Raw genomic sequence first — 25924 nt, 5'->3', positions numbered from 1 at the left:
ACTTTACATACCCCTTCAACTCAATTTCCACTACCCTCAAGTCGATTTCCATACCCCTTAACTCAATTTCCACTACCCCTCAAGTCGATTCACATACCCCCTTAACTCAATTTCCACTATATCTTAAGTCGATTTCCACACCTTCTTAAGCCAATTGTGATGGTGGTTAAACTTCTTTGTGGGTGGTAAGTCCACTCTTTTTTCAGCTCTGTTCAGCAATTTCTGTAATGCTTCTCCCGATTTGTTTTGTAGTATTGATTGATTTCGGGAGTTCCTTGAAGAGAATTGGGTGCTTCTGAATCGTATCCTCCTGCTGGTAGCCCAAATGCACATGGTACACGAAAATTGATATCCTGCGTTAAGGAGTGATTTTGGGTTCTGAAACGATTTTTGGGAAAATTGTGAGTCTAATTCCGCGGTATAGGAATTGGCTCACCTACGCACCAGAAGGGATGCGCAAATTGGGATGATTGAATTTTTTAAGCCACCGTGGTCAGCGGTTTTCTGTAGTTTTTGTTTGGTTTTCATCAGAAGGAATTTTAGTTCTGTGTTCAAGCCTTATGCTCTGCTCCTCTTTCGATCTTCACCTTCTCTATTGAACAAGTACTAATTTATGTACTTTATTCTAATGAACCAATAGTTTAATTAAAATTAAATAGAATATCGGTGTGAAATATATCACACTTGACCACTTCACCTTGGCCCTCTTTTGAGGAAAGGAAACAGATTCCGTCGCAAATCAACCAAGCATTCCTAATCAAGATTGCAGTTGCGACGAATTGTTGTACCCAACCATACCTGGGGCCTTGCCCCAGGCTATTATGATTTGAGCCCTACAGGCTCTTCCTTTTCATTAGTCCGCCATAGCTTTAGCGAAGGAGGAGCTTTGTAAAATCCCTTTATTTTCCTTTGTGGTTTTTCTTTTTCTAATCACCTCTCTTCTTGCAATTAATTCTTCAATGTCAGCCTTACTAAATGGGTATGCTTGGGCAATGAAATAAAAGTCCATAGCAATGATTTCTCTAGCAGTGGTCTCTATTTCGCTGTCATTTTCACAAAAAGGCGGAGGCCTCACCGATAAACTGAAGGGCTGAACGATGCGTTGCTCAAAATTCGATAAGGTTTTGACTTCAAGTTTTCCAGTCCTATCTTAAACTACAGCAAAGGTCTAAAGGTAAAAAGTGCTTTAGGCTGAGTGGCCAACCACCTTATATAAAATCCCCATGTAGGGTGTTATGAGAGCTCTCCCTACTGGTGTTTGCAAGCAGGGATGGTACTCGATTAGCAACTTTATTTTTCAGCTAATACCCAATCGTTATTCACTTTTTTCACCATTAAATTAGGTAAGCTTTTCTCTTTAAAAAAAATAATCAATTTTCCTTCATTTTCATTTCCTTGAAATGATACGTTAAAATCTTCAATTTTGTAATCCCCGAATTCAGAATCAAATATTTTAGAGTACCTATTCAATAATTGATTTTTTTTCTCTTTTGTCATTTTATCCCAGTCATCTTGAAGATACCCATCTTTAAATTTTTCAAAACTTTGATTTTTGATCCCAGACAACCAATTTTTGAACATCGTTACAGGAGTATTTAAATTCTCCTCTCTATTTTGAGAATAACAAGTAAATGTTATGAAACAAAGGAATAGTATTGTAGTAAATTTTATAAACTTCATTTTATTGTTGTTAACGGCCCGAATAAAAGGCGTTAGGAATTCAAATTAAAAGCTCCCTACCCGAACCAATTCTTTCTAAAGATAGAGAATCTATCGAATCAACTCACACTCATAATAACTTTTATTTATTGGGTACGTGCCAGTATTCTGATTCTGAAATAGAATCAAGTTTTAACATACTACTAATCGAGTCTTTGTCAAGCTGATTCGGATATTGTTCAATCATCCAACTATATACGAATGATTCAGTCCAATATTGGTCAAGTAGTTAAAATACCTGATCATAAATTTTTGGTGGAATTGTGCTGTATTGCTGCAATTCCACGTCAAGCTGTAAAAGCTTTTTAATTGTGTCATTTTCAAAGCCTAAAGGATATTCTCTTACACTTGCATAATCCAAATAGATTCTTTGAATATCCTCTAAAAGTGTCATAACTTGTGTTGCATTACCTTCTTTAACTCTTCTCTGCCAGAATTTATAATAATATCCCGTGTCAATTCGAATAGTCTATACCACACTTCTAGCCTGTATACCATACATTCTTAGAATTTGTGAAAATTCTTTCTTTTTAAGAGCTTGTCCTGGTTTAACGGGAAGACTGATTGAATGAGATATTTGAAATAACCACACCTTAATCCTCTCCTTGAGGAGAGGAAGTAGTCTGCATATGAAATAAAGTCTGTGTTTGTTATTTGTCAAGCCATCCTCAGAACATTAGATTCCGTCGCAAATCAACCAAGCATTCCTAATCAAGATTGCAGTTGCGACGAATTGTTGTTCCCAACCATACCTCAGGCTATAATGATTTGAGCCCTACAGGCTCTTCCTTTTCCTTAGTCTGCCATAGCTTTAGCGAAGGAGGAGCTTTGTAAAATCCCTTGGTTTGCCTTTGTGGTGAAACACAAAAAAAAGCCCTCGGGATTACCGAAGGCTTTCTATATGTAGGTGTTTTTTTACGATTATAAGTATTCTTTAGGCTCAATTTCGTTTCTAAGAACCATGTAACCATTCATTGCAAGAGCTTTCATTTCATCCTCGCCAGGATAAACCACCACTGGTGCAATAAATGAAACCATATCTTTGATGTAGTTCACCAAATCAGGGTTGTGAGCAATACCACCTGTTAATAGAATTCCTTCTACTTCACCTTTCAATACAGCAGCCATTTCACCAATTGCTTTAGCTACCTGGTACGACATTGCATCCTGAATCAATTTAGCTTTTGCATCACCATCTTTGGCTTTCAACTCTACCTCGTAAGCATCGTTTGTTCCCAAATGAGCTACCAATCCACCTTCTCCTTTGATCATCTTCTTGATCTCATCAAGGGTGTATTTGCCGCTAAAACACATCTTGGCCAAAGCTCCTGTTGGCAATGAACCCGAACGTTCTGGTGAGAAAGGTCCTTCTCCGTCCAATGCGTTGTTTACGTCAACTACTTTACCTTTAAGGTGAGCACCAACCGAAATACCACCACCCAAGTGTGCTACAATTACGTTGATGTCTTCGTATTTTTTATCGATAGATTGTGCAAATGCACGTCCAATTGCTTTTTGATTCAAAGCATGGAAAATAGATACTCTTTGGAATTCAGGATGACCTGACACTCTAGCTACATCAATCATTTCATCTACCACTACTGGATCGGCGATGTAAGCTTTTGCATTTGGCAATGATTTTGCAATATTGTCTGCAATCAATCCACCCAAATTACTAGCGTGTTCTCCAAGAATACCCACTCTTAGGTCTTCCTTCAAACGGTCGTTCACTTCATAAATTCCAGATTCGATTGGCTTAACCAATCCTCCACGACCAACTACAGCTTCAATTAGGTCAATTTGAATTTCTGCATCAACCATTTCTTTCATGATGATATTCTTGCGAAATTCGAATTGCTCTGTTATTTGATTGAATTCTGCCAATTCTTCCGCGGTATGCTTGATATTTTTCAAGAAAACTGATTTATCACCTTGAAATACAGCAATTTTAGTAGATGTTGATCCGGGATTAATTGCTAAGATTCTACGAGTTTCCATTAGTTATAAAAGTATGTTTGTGTTTAAGTTGTGATTATTGAGTGCAAAAATATTAAACCAAATTAGAATTTAATAGGTTTTACACAGTATTTACATGCAAATTTACAATTAAAATTGATTTTAAGTTACAATTTAAAATCATTTCCCTGTAAATACTGAACATTTGAAGAAAGACAGGACAAAAAAAGCTGATTTAAAAAATCAGCTCCACTCTTGATATCTTGGTATATCATCTAATGCCATGCGTTCTGGTCGTGCCTCAAAATGATTGAACAAATCTCTATCTGGCCACTCCTTTACCGATCTTAAAACCCTACTCATCAGAACACTCAAATCCCTGGTAAAGTCAGATCCACGCCAAGTAGATGAGTTGGTAACGATCACAAAGCTATATCCTCCAACCTGATGTTTCATTAATGCTGAAGAGCCTGCCAAAGTACCCGTTCTCCACCAAGTGTTGGTTCTTGTTCCCTTCCAACCAATCGGACTGAGTCCTTTCTTGCTTGGCTTGGTCATGTAAGCAATGCTTTTGGCCGATAAAATATCCGGATGAGTATCATCTCCATCGATAGCCAATAAAAACTTCATTAGTTCTGCCGCCGAAGCAACCCAACCGCCTGCTCCACCCAATTCTTCAATATTGTTTCCACCATTCGATCGAAAAACTGTTTTTCCAGATCCATCGAATGCTGAAATTTTAATGGCATTGGATTGTTCGTAATATTTCACCTCATTCGGATAATGATCCTTCTCAAGATTTTTTCCCAAATGCATATCAAACACACCAGCAGGATTCAATACATGAGCTTTTACATAGTCTTCGTAGTTTTCTCCAGAGGCTTTTTCGATTACCTTTTCAAGCATTACATATCCCAAGTTGGAATAACCGCCTCTACTTCCTGGAGTAAAATGCAATCGTCTTGATAAAGCAAATTGAATGGTTGTTTCTGCCGAGATAGGCGGTTTCACCTTCATTTTTTTAGCAATTGACAAAGGCAAGAACATCGGATCGCCATACTTGCTTGAATAACCTGCCGAATGTCTTAACAAATGCTCTACAGTAATTTTCTTGGTTCTCTTGTCTTTAATATTGGAATAGATGGAGTCATTTAAAATTCCATGTTCTCCAAAAACACAATCATCCAAATTAAGCTTTCCCTCTTCTTGCAGTTTCATAATTGCCGTGGCAGTAATCAATTTTGAAACACTGGCAATTCTAAAAATGTGAGAAGGTTCCACTTCTATTTCCTTTTCTACATCAGCATATCCATAGCCTTTGGCAAACAAAAGTTTTTGGTCTTTAACCACAGCTACCGTTGCTCCAGCCACCTCCCATTTGTTTAGGAATCGCTTAATTAAGCGATCAGCTCTAGCTGTTTCTACACTTTCTGATAGATTATTTGATATTCTGTGAGATACCGCCTCGATGCTACTATCAAAGGCCAGCACATTAGTTCCTTGTTTTGAGAAACTAAAATTCCGGTCGCAAAAGACCAGAAACAATACTATAAGGAAAGAAAATATTCTTCTTATTACCATTCAATAAATATTCGTTAAACATGCACTTCCAACATCACAACTCATTCCAACAACAAGTTAACATGTTCTTTTCTACTCAATTCGCTACAAAAATGTTTATATTTTTTTGAAATTCAATTCTAAATTAGAACCATTTTAAAAATAGCAATAATTTATTCATTTATCACAAAAAGAATTGATTTTATCACTAAAATGTAAAATCTCACCACTTCCACACAAGGTCAATAATCTAATTTAGATCCAATATCAACAGTTATTTGTTTTTAGTGCAAGTTCTCTATTCAAACAATAAAGACTTAATAACGCCTGTAATTCTAGAATATTTTGCAGATAATGCTCATTTTTTAGTTTTCAGAACAGGAACAGTTTTCGCCAACTTTATAAATTCGTACATTTTCATCAAATCCTTTAACCTGTACTTCTCCCAAATCATCAAAACAGCCTTTACAATTAAGCGTTTCAACAAATTGCTCACTCACCAAAAACTGGGTTTTAAATCTTTTGTTGAGCTGCTCAATTCGGGAAGCCAAGATTACATTTTTACCGGCGATGGAAAACTGCTTTCTGATTTCATTGCCAATATTTCCCGTAATCACTTCACCAGAATGCAAGCCAATTCCAACTCTGGTATTGTTGCCATTCTGGTCTATCCTAAGGTGATTAATGGCTTCCATGATTTCCAAACCTGCATTTAAAGAATCTTTGGCGTGATTTTCATTTTTAACTGCAATACCAAATGAAGCCATAAATCCATCACCCAGAATCTGGTGAATAATGCCATTGTGCTTTTCTATAATTCGGATTAAAGGATCGAATATGGCATTCTGAAATTCAATGGTTTCTTCCGGGCTTTGATGATCTGCCATAACGGTAAAATTTCGAATATCCAGAAACATGATTGATCCAACCACCTTGTGTCCGACAACTTCATTTCTCTTAACCATCAATTCATTGGCAACTCCTTTTGATAATTGCTGCCCTAGCAATGATTCAATTTCTTTCTGCTCTTCTATGCTGTTGAGGTAACTATTGACCCGTTTTTTAATTTCCAATGCTACGATTCCTGCCACCAAACCTCCCATTACCAATCCAATGCTGCGCATGGTGTAAATCTCCTTCAATTGAATCAAATCTTGTTCGGGTTGAAGATATTCAATCCCCCAAAATGCAACTAAAAAATATCCCAGACCCGCCAAAACACCAGCGCCTAAAGAAATTTTAAAATCCAGATGCATTGCCGAAAGCATGAGCAACAAGAAATAGAACAACAATCCATCATATTCCAATATTAATAGAGAGTAATCGAATTTTATTGTATGATATAGCACAATGGCAGGCAGCCCAAATTCCACCAATATATTGAGAAGCAGAATTTTTTTAGGTATCTGAATATTATTCTTAATCGCATGCCCCAATCGAAAATAAACGCTTAGTTCGAATACACAAAACAACACCCACCAAAAAAACAAGTTTCCAAAGAATTGATCCTGATTTAAGAAGTTTCGCAACAGATTCGGAACCAAAAAATGAAGAACCGGAAGAATCAGAGACCCAATAATAAAAAGCCCTAAAATGATTCCCACTCTTTTTCGCTCTATCCTTAAAAATTCGGGATGCAACAACTCATTAAAATGATCATGACGATGAAACATGGTTCTATAATTTATTTACTATTTACATATACCTCTCTTCTCTTGACTTTGATTTCAGTCTTATTTTTTCAGCGATTTCAGGGTATTTTTTTAATACCATATCGAACTCTTTCTTTTGAAGTTCATACAAATCAGAATATCCTACCGATTTCACGCTTGCAGTTCTGGTTGTCTTTTTGAACAAGGCTATTTCTCCCATAAAATCACCTTTCTTTAAAAGTGTTAACTGTCTTGATTCATCCGCCGATAATACTTTCAAGCTTCCTTTTTGTACAAAGAACATCGAATTTGCAGAATCTCCCGTTCTAAACAAATAATCACCGGGAGTAAGTATCATGGGAGTTAGATACTGTGCAATATCTCTTATAAAATGCTCATCTACACAGTCAAATAATGGAATATCACAAATTACATTCTTTTTAAACTCAAATTGCAGTTCACTCTTTAAGCCATAAGGCAAAGCATCCATTAAATCCGATTCATCATATCCTAACTTTTGCTTCCACTCATAAGTAAAGTAATCCCTAATTCTATTTTCTAACTCTTTTGATATCTTATGGTAGTGAATTAATGCACGCAGTTTTTCAATATTATCAAGAAAACGTTGCTCGGCAGGATTCCTTTTCGTGAAGATTCCTGCTACCGATCCAACAAAAACAGCCAGAACACCAACCCCAAAAATTTGCAACAAAATGGTAAACAACATCTCCACATTCCCATGCGGCACAATATCTCCATAACCAACTGAAGTAAGCGTTGTTACCACCCAATACAAAGACTTCACATAATTGTCAACAAAGGATATATGCGATTCAAATCCGTGAATGGATATCCAAATACAGGACAACCAATGCGTAAAAAGAAAGAATCCTAATATTAGAAAGCCAAAAGAAATGCGTGATGCAAAACGAAGGTTTCTGATTTGAAAATAGCGAGCCGTTCTAATCACCCTTACCCATTTGAATAATCTGAATAATTGAAATACAGGATTCGAAAACATCACTGCATAAGGCAATATGGCCAATAAATCAGCGATGAAGAATTTACTTGATGAATAGGTATCCCAATAAACATCTTTTAAAAAGGTATGATTTTTAATTCCACGATACCGCAGAATGCTTACAACCAAGTCAAGAAAATAGAGCAAGGATATAATTAGATCGAGCGTTTTATACCATTCGAGCCCCCTCAAATTAAAGAGGAAGTCCAAGGGCATTAAACTCACTTGCAGCAGAACGGCCACAATGATTAAGATTCTCCAAGCAGAATTATAAATTGACTTAAAGTAGTTCACAGACATTTGGATTAGAGTTCTTCAAAATAAATTGAATCTTATCGATTGCTCCAATAAAAATAGACAAAAGCTCTATATTTATCGGTAAACTGCTTTTAGTTTCAATAGAAACTAGGCAACCTTTCTGTACCTGTTAACAGCAATACTAACCGATACAATTGCAAATATTCCCAATATTAAAACTTCTTTTATAATATCCATAAAACCTGACCCTTTCAATAATATCATTCGAATAATTTTAATAAAATATGCAATCGGGTTAAAATAATTGAGTTTCTGGCCCCAATCAGGCATACTCTCAACTGGAGTAAACAAACCACTCATCAATAAAAATATAACCATAAAGAACCACGCAATAAACATAGCCTGCTGTTGTGTATTGGTTTGAGTTGAAATCAAAAGTCCAAACCCCAAGATGCCAATCAGGTAAACAAAAGCCACCAAATAAATGAGCCATACCGATCCTAAAAATGGAATCTTAAATAAAAATGCTGCAATTAGCAATCCAATACCAAGCTCAATAAAACCAATTAGCAAAAATGGTATCAATTTGGCGAGTAAAAACTGATATTTCTTAATTGGTGTTACATTGATCTGTTCTATGGTGCCAATTTCCTTTTCCCTTACCACATTCATTGCCGATAGAAACAAGCCAATAACCGTAACCAAAAGCACTAGCAAACCTGGTAACATATATGGTATGTATTTCATTTCAGGATTAAACTGGTGTAAATAGCTTGACTCCACAATATGAACAGGTGTTCCGGTGTTTACTTCTTTGATACTTGCACTTACATTACGATTATAGTCCTGAATTACTGAGGAGATATAAGCATTATACAAACCCGCCGAACTTGCATTAATTGCATTTATCAATACCTGAATCGAAGCTCCATTTTTCAAATCAACGGATTTTCCAAAATCATCATTAAATACAAGAATAGCGTCAATTTTATCTTTGTAGATCTCCTTTTCGGCTTCTTCCACCGAAAATCCTATTTCCTTTACCGTAAAAAAAGGTGATCCGTTAAACTTGGATATCAACTCTCGGGAATGACTTGAAAGATCTTTGTCCACAATATAAAGATTCGTGTTCTTCATATCGTATGTTGCAGCAAAAGACAAAACACAAAGTTGTAAAATTGGCATTGCAAAGATGATTGGCAACATGCTCTTGTTGCGAAAAATCTGCAAAAACTCTTTCTGTAATAGATATTTTAATATTCGCATAACTTCTTATTTCGTCATTATTGTAATCTGATTTTAAATTTCTTAAGACTTAATCCAATAAATCCCATTGTCATTGCTAATAAAATCAGTGTTTCCTTCCATACATATTCAAACCCAACACCTTTAAGCATAATATTTTTAAGAATCACAATAAACCATTTGGGTGGTATAATATTGCTGATAACCTGTAATGGTAACGGCATATTTCTAATAGGGAATATAAAACCAGAAAGAATTATGGTTGGCAACATAAGGACAAACATAGAAAGCATCATTGCAACCTGCTGACTTTTGGCTACCGTAGAAATAAAAATCCCTATGGAAAGTGCCAAGAAAATAAACAAAATGCTTTCTGCCATCAAAAGAACAAAGCTTCCTAAAACCGGTACCCCAAATACAAAGTAACCCATACCAACAATTACCAATGCGTTAATAAATGACAAGGCCAGATAAGGGGTTACTTTTCCGAGTATAATTTGCAACGGATTTAAGGGCGAGACCAGCAATATTTCCATGGTACCCAATTCTTTCTCTCGAGCAATGGAAATAGAAGTCATCATGGCTGAAACCAACATTAATATGGTAGCCATAATTCCTGGTACAAACATAAAAACACTTTCCAAGTTCGAATTAAAATACATTCTTGATTTTGCCTGAATGGCAGTGCCCATCTGCTTTTCTTTATTAATTTCAATATTGTAGTTCTGCAGAATCCCTTGCAAATAACTAACCTCCAAATTAGCCATATTGGGATCGGAAGCATCAGTTAAAATTTGAATGCTCCCTTTCGAGTCTTTAATTAATTTCTTCCCAAAATCTGGTTCAAATACTAAAATTAATTTCACATCTCCCTTTCTGAAAACAGCGTCTGCCTCATCAATAGATTCCAAATTATCTATTAATTGAAAATAGCCCGAAGATGTAATTTTGTTGATCATTTCAGCTGTATATTCATCCTTGGAATGATCGAGAACGGCCATTTTCACATCCTTTAAGTCTGTATTAATTACATATCCGAAAAGCATGATTTGCACGATAGGCATTCCAAACAGAATAAGCATAGACCGCTTATCGCGGAAAATATGATAGAACTCTTTTTTTAAAAATCCGAAAAATCGATTCATCTGTTACTAATTTTCTTGCGGTTTTATCACCTCTAGTTTTTAATCTACTCTATGTTTATAGCCTTTCGAGCCAAAGCCAAAAACACTTGATCCATATCCTCAGCATTAAAATCTTCCTTCAATTTGGCTGGCGTGTCCAATGCTTCTATTTTTCCATCCACCATTATCGATACCCTATCGCAATATTCAGCTTCATCCATATAATGGGTAGTTACAAAAATTGTAATTCCCTGTCGCGAAGCCTCATAAATTAGATCCCAAAACTGCCTTCTTGTAACAGGATCAACTCCTCCTGTTGGTTCATCCAGAAATACAATTTCGGGATCGTGAAAAATAGCAACTGAAAATGCCAACTTTTGCTTCCATCCAAGAGGCAATGAACTGATGCGCTTATTTCGTGCATGCTGCAAATCCAATTTCTTCAACAAATCATCAGCTTTGCTATGAATTACTTCCTTTGATAAACCATAAATCCCTCCATAAAATCTGATATTTTCGAAAACGGTTAAGTCTTCGTAAAGCGAAAATTTTTGGCTCATGTAACCAATGTTTCTCTTCAATTGCTCGCGTTGTTTGTACACATCAAAACCAGCAACGCTAATTTCTCCTGAGCTAGGATAAGACAATCCGCATAATATTTTAATGGCTGTAGTTTTACCCGCACCATTTGCTCCTAAAAAACCAAAAATCTCACCTTTAGAAACCTCGAAAGACAAATTGTCATTTGCAGTAAAATCGCCAAATTTCTTACAAAGATTTTTAACCTTTATCACCTTAACATCGCTATTCATGTCCATCGTTTTTTGTGCTTAATGCCATAAAACAATCTTCAATTCCCGGCTTTATTTGCTCTATTTCCAAATGTAATCGGCCTTTATGTTTGAGATAGGAATTGACTTCTTCCAATGAAAATTCTTTTCGTACATCGGTGTAGTGCAAGCTTTGACCGAATAGAAATACCGAGTTTGTAAATTCAAACTCCCTTAAATCGAGTAAACTTTGGTAATTGTCCTCACTTTTTATGGTATATAAATTTCTCTCGAACTGTCCAACAATTTCCTGTGGTGTATTCACTTGCAAAATTTCACCATCTTTAATCAAGGCGACTCTTTCACACAAGTTTGCTTCATCCATATAAGGCGTTGCAACTACAATGGTAATTCCTTTTGATTTTAAACTCTTTAGCATCTGCCAGAATTCACTTCTCGAGACTGCATCAACTCCAGTGGTTGGCTCATCCAGCAAAAGCACCTTGGGTTGATGAATTAGTGCACAACACAGTGCCAGTTTCTGTTTCATTCCTCCCGAAAGGTTGCCTGCCAAGCGATCTTTGAATGGTTCTATTTGTACCCAAATATCATGAATCATATCCATATTATCTTCGATTCGCGTGTCAAATACCGTGGCAAAAAACTCAAGATTTTCGATTACACTTAAATCCTGATACAAAGAGAATTTCCCAGGCATATACCCCAGTAAGTTTCTTATTTGTTTGTATCCTCCCACAATGTCAATATCGCACATTTGTGCACTCCCTACATCTGGTAACAATAGAGTTGCAAGCAATCTAAAAAGAGTTGTTTTCCCCGCGCCATCCGGTCCAATCAGTCCAAATAGTTCTCCCGAATTTATATCCAAATTAATGCTCTTAAGCGCCTGAACATTTCCGTATTTTTTGGATAGGTTTTCTATTCTAATACCTGCATTCATAATCAATTAGAATCTAATTTCTCCGGGCATACCAATCTTCAGTCGGCCATCGTTTACAACTCTTACTTTTAAAGCATAAACCAATTTCACCCTCTCTTTTTTAGTTTGAATAATTTTTGGCGTGAATTCTGATTGAGATGATATCCAGGTTATTGCCCCTTCCAAGCTTTCATTTTCTTCGGCATTTTTATCAATTATCACCTTCACTTTTTGACCAATTCTTACGCTGGGAAGCTGATCTCCTGAAATGTAAACTCTCAAATCCAAGGACCTTAAATCTGCCAACTTGAACAGTGGAGTTCCAGTATTTACCATTTCGAATGGTTCCTTATATTTCTCAAGTACTGTAGCAGCCTTCGGCACCATTATTTTACTCTTCTCAATCAAATCATTAATCGACTCTACTTGTTTATCCAAACTTTCAATACTTCCCAACACCTTAGCATTCTCGGTTTGCACCGATTTTATTTGCTTTTCAACAACCTGAATGTTACCGTTGATATCATCTACTTCTTTAATCGAAACGGCCTTGTCGGCAAACATTTTATCAATTCGCTGCTTGTCTTTTTGCAATAAAACCAACTGTTCCTTATAAACATCAATTCTAGATATGATATTTTGAATTCCAGCTGCTATTGACTTACGCTGTGCTTTAAGTTGCTCTTTTTTCAGATACAGTTGTGTAGTATCAATGTATCCAACCAAACTCGTTTTCTGAAACACATCTCCTTCTTTAAGATCCAAAGCCATTATTTTCCCTGAATTCTCTGAAGAAATAGTATAATCTACAGCTTCAAAATTACCATATGCATCCGATAGCTGATCTCCATTGTTACAAGCACTCGCCAACACGGCAAGCATCAATCCGATATATAATTTCATTTGTCTCATTTCTATCTTATTTCTGTTTTTCCTAATATTCTTTTGTATTCAGCAATGGACTGGCTTAGTTGAATTTGATGATACTCCCTATTCAATTTCGCCTGCACTTCTTTATTTAATTCTTCCAAATAATCGCTTGATGTGATGATGCCATTTTCCAATTGTGACTCTGAACTTCTTACCACCTCTTCTTTTAATTCCACAATGGCATCATCCTTACTAATCAGAATCTCAAATTTTGAAATATTATTGAGTTCCTTTTTCAAATCAACAAGTTGATTTTTCTTAAAGCTAGATTCTTGGGTATCAATTATTTCTTTTTGAATATTGAATTTGCGTTGATTCCGTCTACTTGCTTTCCAATCAAAAATATTCCAGCTAAGTCTTGCGCCTAACATATAATAAGAATCAAACTCGTCGCTAAGCTGGTTGTAGCCAGGCTGACCGTACCCAAATTGTCCAAAGGCAGTAATTATTGGCATTCTGTTCTTCTTTTCAAGCTCTATTTTTTCATCCAGCAAAAGTCTTTGGTCCGAATACAATTTGTATTCTGGCCTTTCGTTCAGATCATCATACTTAATTAGTTGTTTCACATTATCCACCTCAGAACTATTATTTTGGATATCAAATTCTGAAGCACGATTCATTAATTCAGCCAAGCTTTCAAAGGCCGATTTTTCTGCGGCATCTAGCTCTTCCATTTGCTGATTTATTAGCAAAACCTCAGATTCCAGAACTTTTTGATTGGCTACAGCCATCATTCCACTTTTCACCGCTGAAGAAACCTGATGCAAACTAGCCAAAACTGTTTTCTTCTTCTCCTTTAAAATTGACTTGCTCTGTCGCAACAATAGAATACTAAAAAAGGCATCATTCACTCGTTCTCTTAATGCAAACATCTTAACCTCAACATTCTGAATATCAATTTCTGTAGAAATTTCATTGAGCTTCATTTGACTTTTTGTTCTTCCTCCATTATAAATTAATTGCTCAACATCCAGATTTAGGGAATATTGATCTTTCGGTGCTCCGAATGAATTTGTTCCCGATAATGGACTGCTTGTTACATCAGATTGGTAACTCATTTTACCGTTTGCATACAGTTGTGGCAGATAATTCGTTCTTATATTCTCAAGATTTAAATCGTTTTGCCTCTGCAAAAGTTCTTTCCCCTTTACCAAAGGATAGTTTTTTTGCACTTCCATCTGAATTTGCTCTAAACTCAGCACCGCTTCCTGTCCGAAGCTTGTATGCACCACACTAACAAAAATCAGCAATAGCATACAGGTATTTCTAATCAGCGTTCCACTCATAATCTTATTTTTTAATAGACTGTATCACAAAATCGGCAACCTTATCGGCCCTTTGTTCTAATATTTCCTGCACATTCTCATTAGCATACAAAAGTTTACCAGCAACCGGACGGCTTATGATTGGAAAGATGCATAAGCTCAAAATATTCCAAATTAATTCGCGGGGATCAATCGGCCGGATAATACCATCTTTTATACATTGCTCTACTTGCTGTTTTGTTTTTTCTTTTGCCTCTATTACTCCTTCAAAACGAATTAAACGAAAGAAGCGCTCAGGATTAACACTGGCCTCATTTAAAACAAAATTGGGAATAAATGGATATTCAATTAATACTGAATAATAATGGTGACACAGGTTCCTGATTTTTGTAAAAAGTTCCGAGTCATCTGCTAAAAATGAAGCTACCGGACCTAATAGTTTTATAGTTGCTTCTTCAAAAACCTGTTCAAACAATTTTTCCTTGTTTCGATAATAATAATGCAAGAGTGCTTTATTGATTCCTGCTTCGTCAGCAATTTCCTGCATTCTGGCCCCTGTCAGGCCTTTTGCTGCAAATATTTTCTTTGCTGCATCTAAAATCTGCTTTTGTGTTTCTTCCGACTTTTCTTTCATCTATATATCTTTTTAACCATTTGGTTAATATCATATTTAAAAATTAACTATTCGGTTTAACCAAACAGTTAATGCAAATATAGAGTATTTAAATTCAGTTCAAAACATTTTTCTCTTTTTTTAACCAAATGGTTAAAAAAGGGACTCTATCTATCAGAGTCCCTTCTCAATTATGGTTCCATATTATTCGTATCGAAGCGATTTAATAGGATTTGCATTGGCAACTTTTACCGAATGTCCACTTACAGTTACTATTGCCAATAGCAAGGAAACAACCAGTGCAATTAGGAAATAGTACCAAGGAAAATCTATTCTATACACAAAGTTTGACAACCACTTTTGCATTGCATAAAAACTCAATGGCCAAGCAATCACATTCGCAATAATTACACTTACACATAAGTTCTTACTCAACAATACAATTAAATTCATTTCTGTACTACCAAGTACTTTACGAATTCCTATCTCTTTTACCCGTTGTTGCATTTCGAAAGAAACCAAGCCCAACAAACCTAGTAAGGCAATGATGAACGCTAAAATGGTAAAGGATGTTAAAATATTAGCGACTCTTACTTCTCCTTTAAACAGCGTATTGAAATCTGCATCTAAAAAGAAATACTCAAATGGTTCACCTTTTGTCATTTTCATCCAAATTTTCTTTACCATTTTCATGCCTCCCATAACATTATCGGGCTTCAGTTTCACCAACATATATCTTTGATGATATTGAGGCGTATAAGTCAAAAACATTGGCAGAATCTTATCTCTCATCGATTCAAAATGAAAGTTTTTCACTACTCCAATTATTTCGATTGGTGTACGGCCAGTATCTGAGAAGTTAGGACGATATACATTTCTTCCTACAGGGCAATCGGTATAGCCCAAAGCATGTATTGCTGCCTCATTGGCAATAAAAACAGAAGTATCGGCCAACCTATCTTTATCGAACTTTCTTCCGTCCTTCATTTTTAAATCCAGCAAATCAACAAAGTTTTCATCTACATGCATCAAACGGAAATTGATCATATCCTCATTGCTAGCTCCTTCTCTATACATCCCCCAACCATTTGTCCCACGACCAGGAACCATTCCTGAAAAGGAAACATTTTCAACTCCAGAATATTTAAAAAGCATTTCTTTTATGGATTGCTTCTCTTCCGGATCAAAATTATATGCCCGATCTACCACCATGATTCTTTCCTTTTCAAATCCCAACTTTTTATTTTGCATGAAATCAACCTGTTCTTTCATCACAAATGCAGAAATTAATATTCCAATGGCAACTGTAAATTGGAACACCACCAACGAAGCTCTAATTCTTTTCCCAGTCTTTCCTTTTCTTACTTCTCCTCTCAACACACTCATCACTCTAAATCCCGATAAGGAAAGTGCGGTATATGTCCCAGCAAAAAGGACAACAAATATTATTACGCCTAACACAAACACCAAGTAATCTGATTGCCACAATAATGAAGAGGAAATATTTTTTTTGGCAATCATATTAAACGATGGCAACATCAATTCAATTAGAAAATAAGACAATATTCCTGCAAAGACAGTCATGATCAATGTTTCAGCATAAAACTGCAGCATCAACATCTCTCTACTACTTCCAAATACCTTTCGAACACCAACTTCATTGGCCCGTGTAAATGATCGAGCTGTAGTTAAGTTTAAAAAGTTTACACATGCCAATAGCAATATAAAAAATGCAATTGCCGAGAAGATATAAATGTATTTGATATCACTAATTGGCTCTATTTGACCATCTGTAGTAGAATGAAGGTAAATCTTTTCAAGAGGTTCCAGGTAATATTTAAATTCATTTCCTGATTTTTCCCATTCATAAACATCAATACCAAGTACACTCTTAAGTCTTGGTCCCATATATTTCAAAGTAAAATCTCTGAATTTTGCTTCAAGTTCTTTGTAATCTGTTCCTGGTTCCAGTAAAAAATAGGCTTGCATATGATCACTAAACCAATTATCTGCTTCTTCAGCGCTTAATTTCAGATTACAAACCAAATTGTAATGAAAGTGAGAATTTTCAGGCACATCCTCTACTACACCTGTTACCGTGTAAAGGGTCTTTTCACCCATTCTAATAAGCTTACCTAATGGATTGGAATTGCCAAAATATTTTTTCGATGTAGTTTCTGTAATAACAATATTCCCAGAACCATGCAATGCAGTCTTTGGGTCACCATAAATAAATGGTCGATCAAACACCTCAAAAAAGGTAGAATCTGTCCTCAATAATTTATTCTCTACAAACTGCTTGTCTTCATATGTGAAAAGAACATTATTCCTAAAGTCCGTTCTAACCGCATACTTTACTTCTGGAAAATCAGCCTTGGCTGCAGGTGAAAAAGGAGCACATATGGAGTTATAATCTGATTCTCTTTCGCCCATTTTAGCTCTGGTTGCAACTCGGTAAATATCTTCTGATTTAGAGTAGAACTTGTCGTAACTTAGTTCATCCTGAACAAACAAGTAAATCAAAAATACACAAGCTAGTCCAATAGCTAAACCAACAACATTAATAAAGGAATACCCCTTATACTTCTTCATGTTGCGAAATGCAACCTTAAAAAAATTCAAAATCATCACACGTAGATTAAGGTTATGCCTTAGTTTATCAATCAATATGCCACTCCAATCAAAATGTTCATTTACTGGCTAATATCTACCAACACTCAATCTGCCAAGTGTTCGCCTACGCACACTTAATTTTCGATTATGGACAAAAAAAGAAGGAATGCAAATGCATTCCTTCTTCTAATATGTTGTGATTCAAATTAGTCCAATTTGTGAATCAATAAACCAGAACGAAGCTTAGGCTCGAACCAAGTTGTTTTAGGAGGCATGATGTTACCAGTATCAGCAATATCAATCAATTGCTGCATAGATACTGCGTATAATGCGAAAGCAGCTTTCATGTCACCGCTATCAACACGCTTCTTCAACTCGCCTAACCCACGGATACCACCAACGAATTCAGCACGTGTAGTAGTACGAAGATCTTTGATATCAAGAAGATTATCAAGAACGTGGTTAGATAAGATCGTTACATCAAGAACACCAATAGGATCCTTATCATCGTAAGTACCTTCCTTAGCATTCAATTTGTACCACTTGCCTTCTAAGTACATAGAGAATTCGTGTAATTTAGCTGGCTTGTAGATCTCTTCACCCATGCACTCAACTTCGAAAGTAGCTTCTAGTTTAGACAAGAATTCTTCTGCAGTCATACCATTCAAATCCTTAACTACACGGTTGTAGTCAATAATTTTCAATTGGTTATCTGGGAAGTGAACTGCCATGAAGTAGTTGTACTCCTCATCACCTGTGTGATTTGGATTCTTAGCAGCAAACTCATCACCAATACGAGCAGCAGCAGCTGTTCTGTGGTGACCATCCGCTACGTAAGTTGCTGGAACTTTAGTTGCGAACAACTCTTCCAACTCTTTGTTAGTAGCAGGATCGTTTACAGGCCAGAAATGGTGACCGAAGCCATCTTCTGCAACGAAATCGTACGTAGCCTCTTCGTTTTTAACGATATTTTCTACAATAGCATCGATTTCTGGTACAGCTTTGTATGAGAAAAATACAGGCTCTAAGTTCGCCTTAGTGTAACGAGTAAGAATCATACGATCTTCCTCTTTATCCGGACGAGTTAACTCGTGTTTTTTAATTACACCAGTTTTATAATCTTCACATGCAGCATTCGCAACGATACCGTACTGAGTACGACCGTCCATTGTTTGAGCATAAATGTAGAATTTAGCTTCTTCATCTTGCTTCAACCAACCTTTTTCTTGCCACAAGTTAAAGTTAGAAACTGATTTTTCATATACTTCTTCAGAGTGAACATCAGTTCCTGCAGGACAATCGATCTCTGCTCTTGTAATGTGTAGTAAAGAACATTCTTTACCTTCAGCCATTTGAGCAGCCTCTTCTGAATTCATTACGTCATATGGAAGACATGCTAAATCTTTAGCAATATCTTGTGTAGGGCGCAAGCCTCTGAATGGTTTTACTATAGCCATCGTTAATATGTTTTTGTTGCGTTGTTAATTATCTTGATGAAATCGTTTGCTTACAATTTCATAAAAAAGGAAACAAGGTAAACTTTTCTAGTTCCTTGCTTCCTTCAATATATTATCTAGTTTACTTTATAAGTAGTATCTCCTTTTTCGATACAGTTCACAATCTGATTTGCACCAGCAATACCTGCATTGATATTTGCTTCAGCAGTTTGTGCACCCATCTTCTTAGGAGTAAAGAAGAAGCGGCCTTCAAATTTAGCAGCAATTTCATCTTTACAGTCAGGAGCGATATCAGAAATGTATGCAAAATCTTTACGATCTTCCATCAATTTCATTAATCCTTCTTCATCAATTACTTCTTTACGAGCAGTATTTACCAAGATTCCCCCTTCTGGCATCTTGTTCAACAAGTCGTAATTAATTGATTTTTTAGTCTTGTCGTTAGCAGGAATATGCAAAGAAATATAGTTACAAGTGCTATACAATTCTTCTACAGATTCAACCACCTTAACACCATCAGCTTCAATTGCTTCTTTAGCTACAAAAGGATCGAAAGCATATACTTCCATTCCAAAACCTTTAGCAATTTCGCCAACGTAACGACCAACGTTACCATAAGCATGGATACCAATTTTCTTACCTCTAAGCTCAACACCAGCTTTTCCGTTGTAACCATTTCTTGCTAAGAATACCATCATTCCCAACACCAACTCAGCAACAGCATTTGAATTCTGTCCCGGAGTATTCATAGCTACAACTCCATTTTCAGTACAAGCTTCCAGGTCAATATTATCGTATCCTGCACCAGCACGAACGATAACTTTAAGATTTTTAGCAGCTTCAATAACTTCACGTGTAGCTTTATCACTTCGGATAATCATTGCATCAACGTCAGCTACTGCAGCCAATAGATCAGCCTTATCAGTATAAGATTCCAACAAAGCCAACTCGTAACCTGCGCCTTCCACAACTTCTCTGATACCATTAACGGCGGCAGGAGCAAAAGGCTTTTCGGTTGCAATTAATACTTTAGTCATTTTATTTGAAATTTTAAATTAGAAAATAAAATGTCATTGCCAGCCAAATCGAAGTAACTCTTTAGAGCTACTTTAGTCGTTCCTCATGCATCTGAATGACGAAAAGCAGGATGAGTTTCCTCCCCTGCTCATCAATTTTTTCAAATTATTTTACGTGAATTGCTTCGAATTCTTTCATGCAATCAACCAAAGCTTGTACACTTGCTTTTGGCAATGCATTGTAAGTAGAAGCACGGAATCCACCTACCGAACGGTGTCCTTTAATACCAGACATACCTCTTTCAGTAGCGAATGTGAAGAATTCTTTCTCCAATTCTTTGTACTCATCAGCCATTACAAAACAAATGTTCATTAATGAACGATCTTCTTCGTTAACAACAGTACCTTTAAACATTGGGTTACGATCGATCTCGTTGTAAAGAACAGCAGCTTTTTCTTCGTTCATTTTTTGCATAGCAGTTACACCACCCATTTCCTTAATCCACTTCAAAGTTTGAAGAGCAGCAAATATAGGTACTACTGGAGGAGTGTTGAACATTGACTCTCCTTTGATGTGAGTTCTATAATCCAACATCGTAGGGATCTCACGATCTACTTTTCCTAAAATCTCATCTTTAACAATTACAAAAGTAACACCTGCTGGAGCAAGATTCTTTTGAGCACCACCATAAATCAATGCATATTTAGATACATCAACCGGACGAGAGAAGATATCTGAAGACATATCAGCTACCAAAGGAACATTTATATCCATATCCTCTTTAATCTCAGTACCGTAAATGGTATTGTTAGTAGTAATGTGGAAATAATCTGCATCAGCAGGAATTTCGTAATCTTTTGGAATGAAGTTGTAAACTGCATCTTTAGAAGAAGCAACTTCAACTACTTCACCAAACAACTTAGCTTCTTTTTGAGCTTTGTTAGCCCATGCACCTGTGTTAAGGTAAGCAGCTTTTTTGCCTAACAAGTTGTAAGGAACCATGCAAAATTGAGTAGATGCACCACCTCCTACAAATAAAACTGAATATCCCTCTGGGATGTTCAACAATTCTTTAAACAAAGCAATAGCCTCATCCATTACTGCTACGAATTCTTTGCCTCGGTGAGAAACTTCCATAACAGAAAGTCCTGTGCCAGCAAAATTTTTGATAGCTTCAGCAGTTTTTTCTACTGTAAAATCTGGAAGGATTGAAGGGCCTGCAGAAAAGTTGTGTACTTTCATTTTTTCAAACGTTTTAAATTTTTGTATTATTCCATATCCTGAGGCAAATTTGCAAATAAAAATTTATTTAGAAATGATTTTAGTTCTTAATTTCTATGTTTTTCAACAAAAAAATAATCATTTCCACCCCCTTCATATAGATTAATATTTACAGTCTGAAAAACAGCAATTTAACCCACAAGAAATATTTTGATTTCATTCTCTTTTTGTCAAGTTGATGGTAATATTTCGAATTCTGGATGCTTTCTGAAAGGACAACATGAGATTTATCATCCATAGAAAGTTCATAAACTGTCATTTTTACCTCTGCACATGCTCAAAAGAGACACACAAATGTAAGAATTTATGTTATAACTCCCTTTCTATTTTCACAAAAAAGGCAGATACTTTTAAAAGTATCTGCCTCATAGTATCTCGAAATTGAAAATTATCCTTTATAGAAAGGGATTTTAACAATTTTTGCTTTTAGTGCTTTTTTACGAACACGGATGAAGATTTCAGTATCTGCTTTGTAAAATCCTTCTTTTACATATCCCATACCAATTGCTTTGTTAACCATTGGAGCCATTGTACCAGAGGTAACTTCTCCAATTTCGTTTCCTTCAGCATCTTCAATCGTATATCCATGACGAGGAATACCTCTGTCAATCATTTCAAAACCTTTTAATCTACGCTTAGGTTTTTCTTCTTTTTGTTTTTCGAAGAATTCACGATCAATAAAATCGTTTCCATCAACAAATTTGGTAATCCAACCTAAACCTGCTTCAATTGGAGTGTGATTGTCATCAATATCATTTCCATATAAACAGAAACCAACTTCAAGTCTTAAAGTATCGCGAGCAGCTAAACCAATTGGCTGAATACCGAATTCTTTTCCAGCTTCCATTACAGCGTTCCAAAGTTTCTCGCCATCTTCGTTTGCTACGTAGATTTCACATCCTCCAGAACCTGTATAACCAGTTGTAGAGAAAATAGCATTTTCAATTCCTGCTACAGTAGCTTTCTTGAAAGTGTAATATTCCATGTCTTCAACAGGAACATCTACAATTTTCTGCATCGCTTTAAGAGCCAATGGTCCTTGAATCGCTAGCTGACAAATTTCATCTGAAGCATTGTACAATTCCTTGCCAACTTCTAAGCCCATTTCTTCTGCATTCTTACAACACCAGTTCCAATCTTTCTCGATATTTGCAGCATTAACTACCAATAGATAAGTTTCTTCATCAATTCTGTATACCAACAAATCATCTACGATACCACCTTCTCCATTTGGAAAACAGCTATACTGTACTTTTCCATCAGATAAAGCAGCAACATCATTTGTTGTAAGCTTTTGAACAAAACTGAAAGCTTTTGGTCCTTTTACCCAAAACTCTCCCATGTGAGATACATCAAAAACACCTAGTTTTTCGCGAACACAAATGTGCTCATCTTTAACTCCTGTGTATTCTATTGGCATGTTATAGCCTGCAAATGGTGCCATTCTTGCACCTAGTTCTTCATGAAAACTAGTGAAAGCTGTTCTTTTCATTGTATTTTGTATTTAAGACAATATCAAGCAATTGACAAAAATCAATTCCTTAAATATTTGCCTAAGAAAAAACTTAGTGAATTATGTTTGCGTTATTGTTAGTGCAAATGTAGAAAATTTTCTCAGATAAAGACCCAATCCTTAAATTACTTTACTCCTCCGGTTTTCTTTGCAATTCCCAATCGATAACCTCCTTTAAAAATCACAACAAAAGCATCCTGAACTCCACAAGCATCGCGATATTTAGCGGCTTCTTCGAAAGTTGTAAAACCACCAATTGTATATTTGTGCCAACCTTCAACATATAGGTGTTCTATAACACCTCCACCTTTATATCTCTCAAATAAATCTGTTGGGCCCATTTCTCTTTTACAGGCAGCAATTTGAACTCTATAAACAAAATCTTCTTGCACCAGTTCCTCTTTCATTTTTATCTCCTCAATAACCTCAGGCTGCTGCTTTGTAGGAATATCTGGAACAACTACTGTTTTAGCCGCTACAGGAACAAGCATTTTTTCGTTCTCCAACTCATTGGGAACTTTTTGAATTCTTGCTTGCTTTACAAGAATGACTGGCTCTTCAATTTTTTCTATGATTTCCTTTTCCCTATAGATATCAAAACCTCCTACTCCACCTGATCTTTCCGAAGCAAAATAGAATCGTCCAGTTTCATCTTCAAAATAAGTAATATCATTATCGGTACTGTTTATTGGAAATCCCATATTTTGAGGTCGCCCCCATTCTCCAGATTCTTTTCTCTCGCACTTAAAAATGTCATAACCTCCAATAGAACTATGACCTTTTGAACTGAAATACAAGCCTCTGCCATCCTTAGTGACAAAAACATCACCTTCATCGAATTCTGTATTAATATCCCCTCCAATATTCACTGGCTTTGACCATTTCCCATTCTCATCTTTTAAACAATAATAAATATCACAGTTACCAAATCCACCTTTCCTGTCACTTACAAAATAAATTTCATTGCCATTACGGCATAAACAAACCGAACTTTCTCTGGAGTTACTCTCGTTAATAAACTTTAAAGCTTTGCCTTTTCCCCATTTATCTTCTAATGATTTGGCAAAATACACATCACCATTTCCTTCTCCACCAAGGTAAATAATCGGAATATCATCATCAAAAGACATTAATGCAAAATTGGATTTATTCGGCACATTCACCGAAATACCATTTATATCCCCAGAAGCATCTTTACCAAAAATTTTCTCGTAAAACTTGTGGTCTTTCAATGATCTAGCGTCCTTCTCATTTCCTCTTCTTGAACTAAAATAGAATACCTTCTCAGCCCATACTGGGTTGAACTCATCATAAACGGAATTCACATCTTTCATCAACTCTATTTCCCCATCAGGCTTACTATTCAAAAGTCGTTTCCCATTTTTACACTCGCCAATTCGCTTTTCGCTTAATTCTATTAACTCTTGTTTGTCTTTATAATTATTCTGTCGAATCAATTCTATATTGATTTTAAACTGTACAATCGCCTTATCAAAATCATTCCGATATTGATGTGCCATTCCCAGTAAAAAGTGAATATCTTCGCTTATATCGGCATTTAATTTTTGTGCAGATTCTAAATATGGTAAAGCCTCATTTCTTGGACCTGAAATCAAATAACAAACACCTAAATTATAATTCAATTCAGCGTTTTTTGAATTCAATCGATATGCCTCTTTCAATAATGGAATAGCTTGACTAATTAAACCTTCACCTTTTTGACCAAATTCAACTGCATGCAGAATTTTCTTGTAAGTAGATTTTCTTTCCTCATCCCCTTCAAGATATTCCGATTTTTTAACATTTAAGAAATATTGAGCTTGAACAGAAGTATAAAAAGTAAGTGAAAAAACAGATAGGATAATAAATTTCCAATTCATATAGATTAGTAGTTTGTTAATGATTCGTGCTAGATAGATAACAGGTCTAAATTTAAATTTCCTTTACACTAATACTGATAATAAAATAAAATGTTTCCTTAAAAGAGAAATGTCTAGTAAAACATACATTAAACAACAGAATTTTATGCCTCTACTGAAACCTAAAACAGATAGGTAATTTGAAAATAAATTAGTATCATTGCAATATTATATGAAGTGAAAACCATACAGATTTACAGGGCTTTTAAAACACTCCTGCTAATTTGTGATTATTATTTTTATTCTGCAGAATGACTCAAGGAGAACAACTCACCGATTTATCCTATTTAAAGGAAATGTCTGGAAACGACATTAGCATTATCGAAGAAATGATCGAAATATTTATCGAGCAGATTCCAGAATTCACAGAAGAAGTTTCTAATTATTTTGAAATACAAAACTGGGAAGGACTAGGAGCTGTCGCTCACAAAGCAAAATCATCGGTTCGAACAATGGGAATGGATAGTATTGGAGATTGTTTGGAACAATTAGAGCATTTTTCAAAAGGAAATCTTAAATTTGAGTTACAGATAAAAAAAGAAAATGGTATTGAGTTAAGTCCAGAAGATGAAAAGAATTGGAATAACGTGATGCACGAAACGACTAATGATGTTGAAATGAGGCACATTCCCGATTTGGTTGAATGTTTTCTTTCAAAATGTCCACTAGCCGTTGACGAACTTAAATCAAACCTTAAAAAACTTTAAACCATTCTTTTAGCCATGAATATTGAAACCAAAAACATTGATTCCGTTACAATAATGAAACTTTGTGAAACCAATCGTTTGTATGCTTTAAATGCAAGCATTGCTAAAGATAAGATGAACGAGGTTTTAACTCAACCACAGTCCAGGCTTGTTGTTGATTTTGAAGACATTAATTTTATCGATAGTTCTGGTTTTGGAGCTCTTATTTCAGCACTAAAAACATCTAAGGAACATCAAAGCAAAATCAAGCTTTGCAATATCAATAAAGATGTAATGGAATTGATTGAATTAATGCAATTGGATTCTATTTTTGAAATTTTGCAGGATCCTACCGCTTGTGTAAATAGCTTCTCGGCAGAATAAT

Annotated in this window: 22 protein-coding genes; 2 read left to right on the top strand and 20 right to left on the bottom strand. The window is 35.7% G+C overall.

What is annotated here, in order from left to right:
* Positions 1-853 precede the first annotated feature (853 nt).
* From JCM15579_RS20260 to JCM15579_RS12330, 20 genes are all read right to left on the bottom strand, one after another.
* Positions 854-1075, bottom strand: coding sequence for a DUF5713 family protein (locus JCM15579_RS20260; RefSeq protein WP_157471457.1), 222 nt, complete (start codon positions 1073-1075; stop codon positions 854-856).
* A 215-nt stretch (positions 1076-1290) separates the two neighbouring features.
* A complete protein-coding gene (locus tag JCM15579_RS12415) occupies positions 1291-1680 on the bottom strand; it encodes a hypothetical protein (RefSeq protein ID WP_157471456.1) in 390 nt (129 codons plus the stop codon).
* Between the two features lie 268 nt (positions 1681-1948).
* Complete coding sequence (locus JCM15579_RS20255; RefSeq protein ID WP_157471455.1) at positions 1949-2113, bottom strand: hypothetical protein; 165 nt, start codon at positions 2111-2113, stop codon at positions 1949-1951.
* A gap of 527 nt (positions 2114-2640) precedes the next feature.
* Positions 2641-3717: a butyrate kinase gene (gene buk / locus JCM15579_RS12410; RefSeq protein WP_054720585.1), complete on the bottom strand. Its 1077-nt coding sequence runs from the start codon at positions 3715-3717 to the stop codon at positions 2641-2643.
* A gap of 201 nt (positions 3718-3918) precedes the next feature.
* On the bottom strand, positions 3919-5166 hold the full coding sequence (locus JCM15579_RS12405; RefSeq protein ID WP_054720583.1) for a serine hydrolase domain-containing protein: 1248 nt from the start codon (positions 5164-5166) through the stop codon (positions 3919-3921).
* Positions 5167-5600: 434 nt separating this feature from the next.
* Positions 5601-6908, bottom strand: a complete 1308-nt coding sequence (locus JCM15579_RS12400) for an adenylate/guanylate cyclase domain-containing protein (protein WP_054720581.1) — start codon at positions 6906-6908, stop codon at positions 5601-5603.
* A gap of 22 nt (positions 6909-6930) precedes the next feature.
* Positions 6931-8202, bottom strand: a complete 1272-nt coding sequence (locus JCM15579_RS12395) for a cyclic nucleotide-gated ion channel (RefSeq protein WP_172677429.1) — start codon at positions 8200-8202, stop codon at positions 6931-6933.
* Between the two features lie 111 nt (positions 8203-8313).
* Entirely contained in the window at positions 8314-9432 is a 1119-nt protein-coding gene (locus JCM15579_RS12390; protein WP_054720576.1) for an ABC transporter permease, read from the bottom strand.
* Positions 9433-9449: 17 nt separating this feature from the next.
* Positions 9450-10556, bottom strand: coding sequence for an ABC transporter permease (locus JCM15579_RS12385; RefSeq protein WP_054720574.1), 1107 nt, complete (start codon positions 10554-10556; stop codon positions 9450-9452).
* 44 nt (positions 10557-10600) lie between these two features.
* Positions 10601-11347, bottom strand: a complete 747-nt coding sequence (locus JCM15579_RS12380) for an ABC transporter ATP-binding protein (RefSeq protein ID WP_083464661.1) — start codon at positions 11345-11347, stop codon at positions 10601-10603.
* Complete coding sequence (locus JCM15579_RS12375; RefSeq protein WP_054720573.1) at positions 11340-12266, bottom strand: ABC transporter ATP-binding protein; 927 nt, start codon at positions 12264-12266, stop codon at positions 11340-11342. Before JCM15579_RS12375 ends, JCM15579_RS12380 begins: the two co-directional genes overlap by 8 nt.
* Before the next feature lie 6 nt (positions 12267-12272).
* Positions 12273-13148 carry an HlyD family secretion protein gene (locus tag JCM15579_RS12370; protein ID WP_172677428.1) on the bottom strand — a complete coding sequence of 292 codons (876 nt, stop codon included), beginning with the start codon at positions 13146-13148 and terminating at the stop codon, positions 12273-12275.
* Between the two features lie 11 nt (positions 13149-13159).
* Entirely contained in the window at positions 13160-14461 is a 1302-nt protein-coding gene (locus JCM15579_RS12365; RefSeq protein WP_054720569.1) for a TolC family protein, read from the bottom strand.
* 4 nt (positions 14462-14465) lie between these two features.
* On the bottom strand, positions 14466-15074 hold the full coding sequence (locus JCM15579_RS12360) for a TetR/AcrR family transcriptional regulator (protein ID WP_054720567.1): 609 nt from the start codon (positions 15072-15074) through the stop codon (positions 14466-14468).
* Positions 15075-15257: 183 nt separating this feature from the next.
* The gene (locus JCM15579_RS12355; RefSeq protein WP_172677427.1) at positions 15258-17645 is read right to left on the bottom strand and encodes an ABC transporter permease; all 2388 of its coding nucleotides are present in this window, start codon (positions 17643-17645) and stop codon (positions 15258-15260) included.
* Positions 17646-17872: 227 nt separating this feature from the next.
* The gene (locus tag JCM15579_RS12350) at positions 17873-19123 is read right to left on the bottom strand and encodes a DUF1015 domain-containing protein (RefSeq protein ID WP_054720563.1); all 1251 of its coding nucleotides are present in this window, start codon (positions 19121-19123) and stop codon (positions 17873-17875) included.
* Positions 19124-19239: 116 nt separating this feature from the next.
* On the bottom strand, positions 19240-20160 hold the full coding sequence (locus JCM15579_RS12345; protein WP_054720561.1) for a 3-phosphoglycerate dehydrogenase: 921 nt from the start codon (positions 20158-20160) through the stop codon (positions 19240-19242).
* A gap of 145 nt (positions 20161-20305) precedes the next feature.
* The gene (serC, locus tag JCM15579_RS12340; protein WP_054720559.1) at positions 20306-21382 is read right to left on the bottom strand and encodes a 3-phosphoserine/phosphohydroxythreonine transaminase; all 1077 of its coding nucleotides are present in this window, start codon (positions 21380-21382) and stop codon (positions 20306-20308) included.
* Positions 21383-21809: 427 nt separating this feature from the next.
* Positions 21810-22913, bottom strand: coding sequence for a glycine cleavage system aminomethyltransferase GcvT (gene gcvT / locus JCM15579_RS12335; RefSeq protein ID WP_054720557.1), 1104 nt, complete (start codon positions 22911-22913; stop codon positions 21810-21812).
* Positions 22914-23059: 146 nt separating this feature from the next.
* Complete coding sequence (locus JCM15579_RS12330; RefSeq protein ID WP_054720555.1) at positions 23060-24814, bottom strand: tetratricopeptide repeat protein; 1755 nt, start codon at positions 24812-24814, stop codon at positions 23060-23062.
* 290 nt (positions 24815-25104) lie between these two features.
* Between JCM15579_RS12330 and JCM15579_RS12325 the strand changes: the two genes are divergently transcribed.
* Both JCM15579_RS12325 and JCM15579_RS12320 read left to right on the top strand, forming a co-directional pair.
* Positions 25105-25560 (top strand): Hpt domain-containing protein, encoded by a 456-nt coding sequence (locus JCM15579_RS12325; protein WP_054720553.1) that lies wholly within the window; start codon positions 25105-25107, stop codon positions 25558-25560.
* Between the two features lie 15 nt (positions 25561-25575).
* Entirely contained in the window at positions 25576-25923 is a 348-nt protein-coding gene (locus JCM15579_RS12320; RefSeq protein ID WP_054720551.1) for an STAS domain-containing protein, read from the top strand.
* Position 25924 lies beyond the last annotated feature (1 nt).

The organism is Marinifilum fragile JCM 15579 (assembly GCF_001310955.1).
In the GTDB taxonomy this organism is placed as follows: Bacteria; Bacteroidota; Bacteroidia; order Bacteroidales; family Marinifilaceae; genus Marinifilum; species Marinifilum fragile.
Note: the sequence above shows the minus strand (reverse complement) of the source record. Positions and strands in the feature narration are given on the sequence as shown.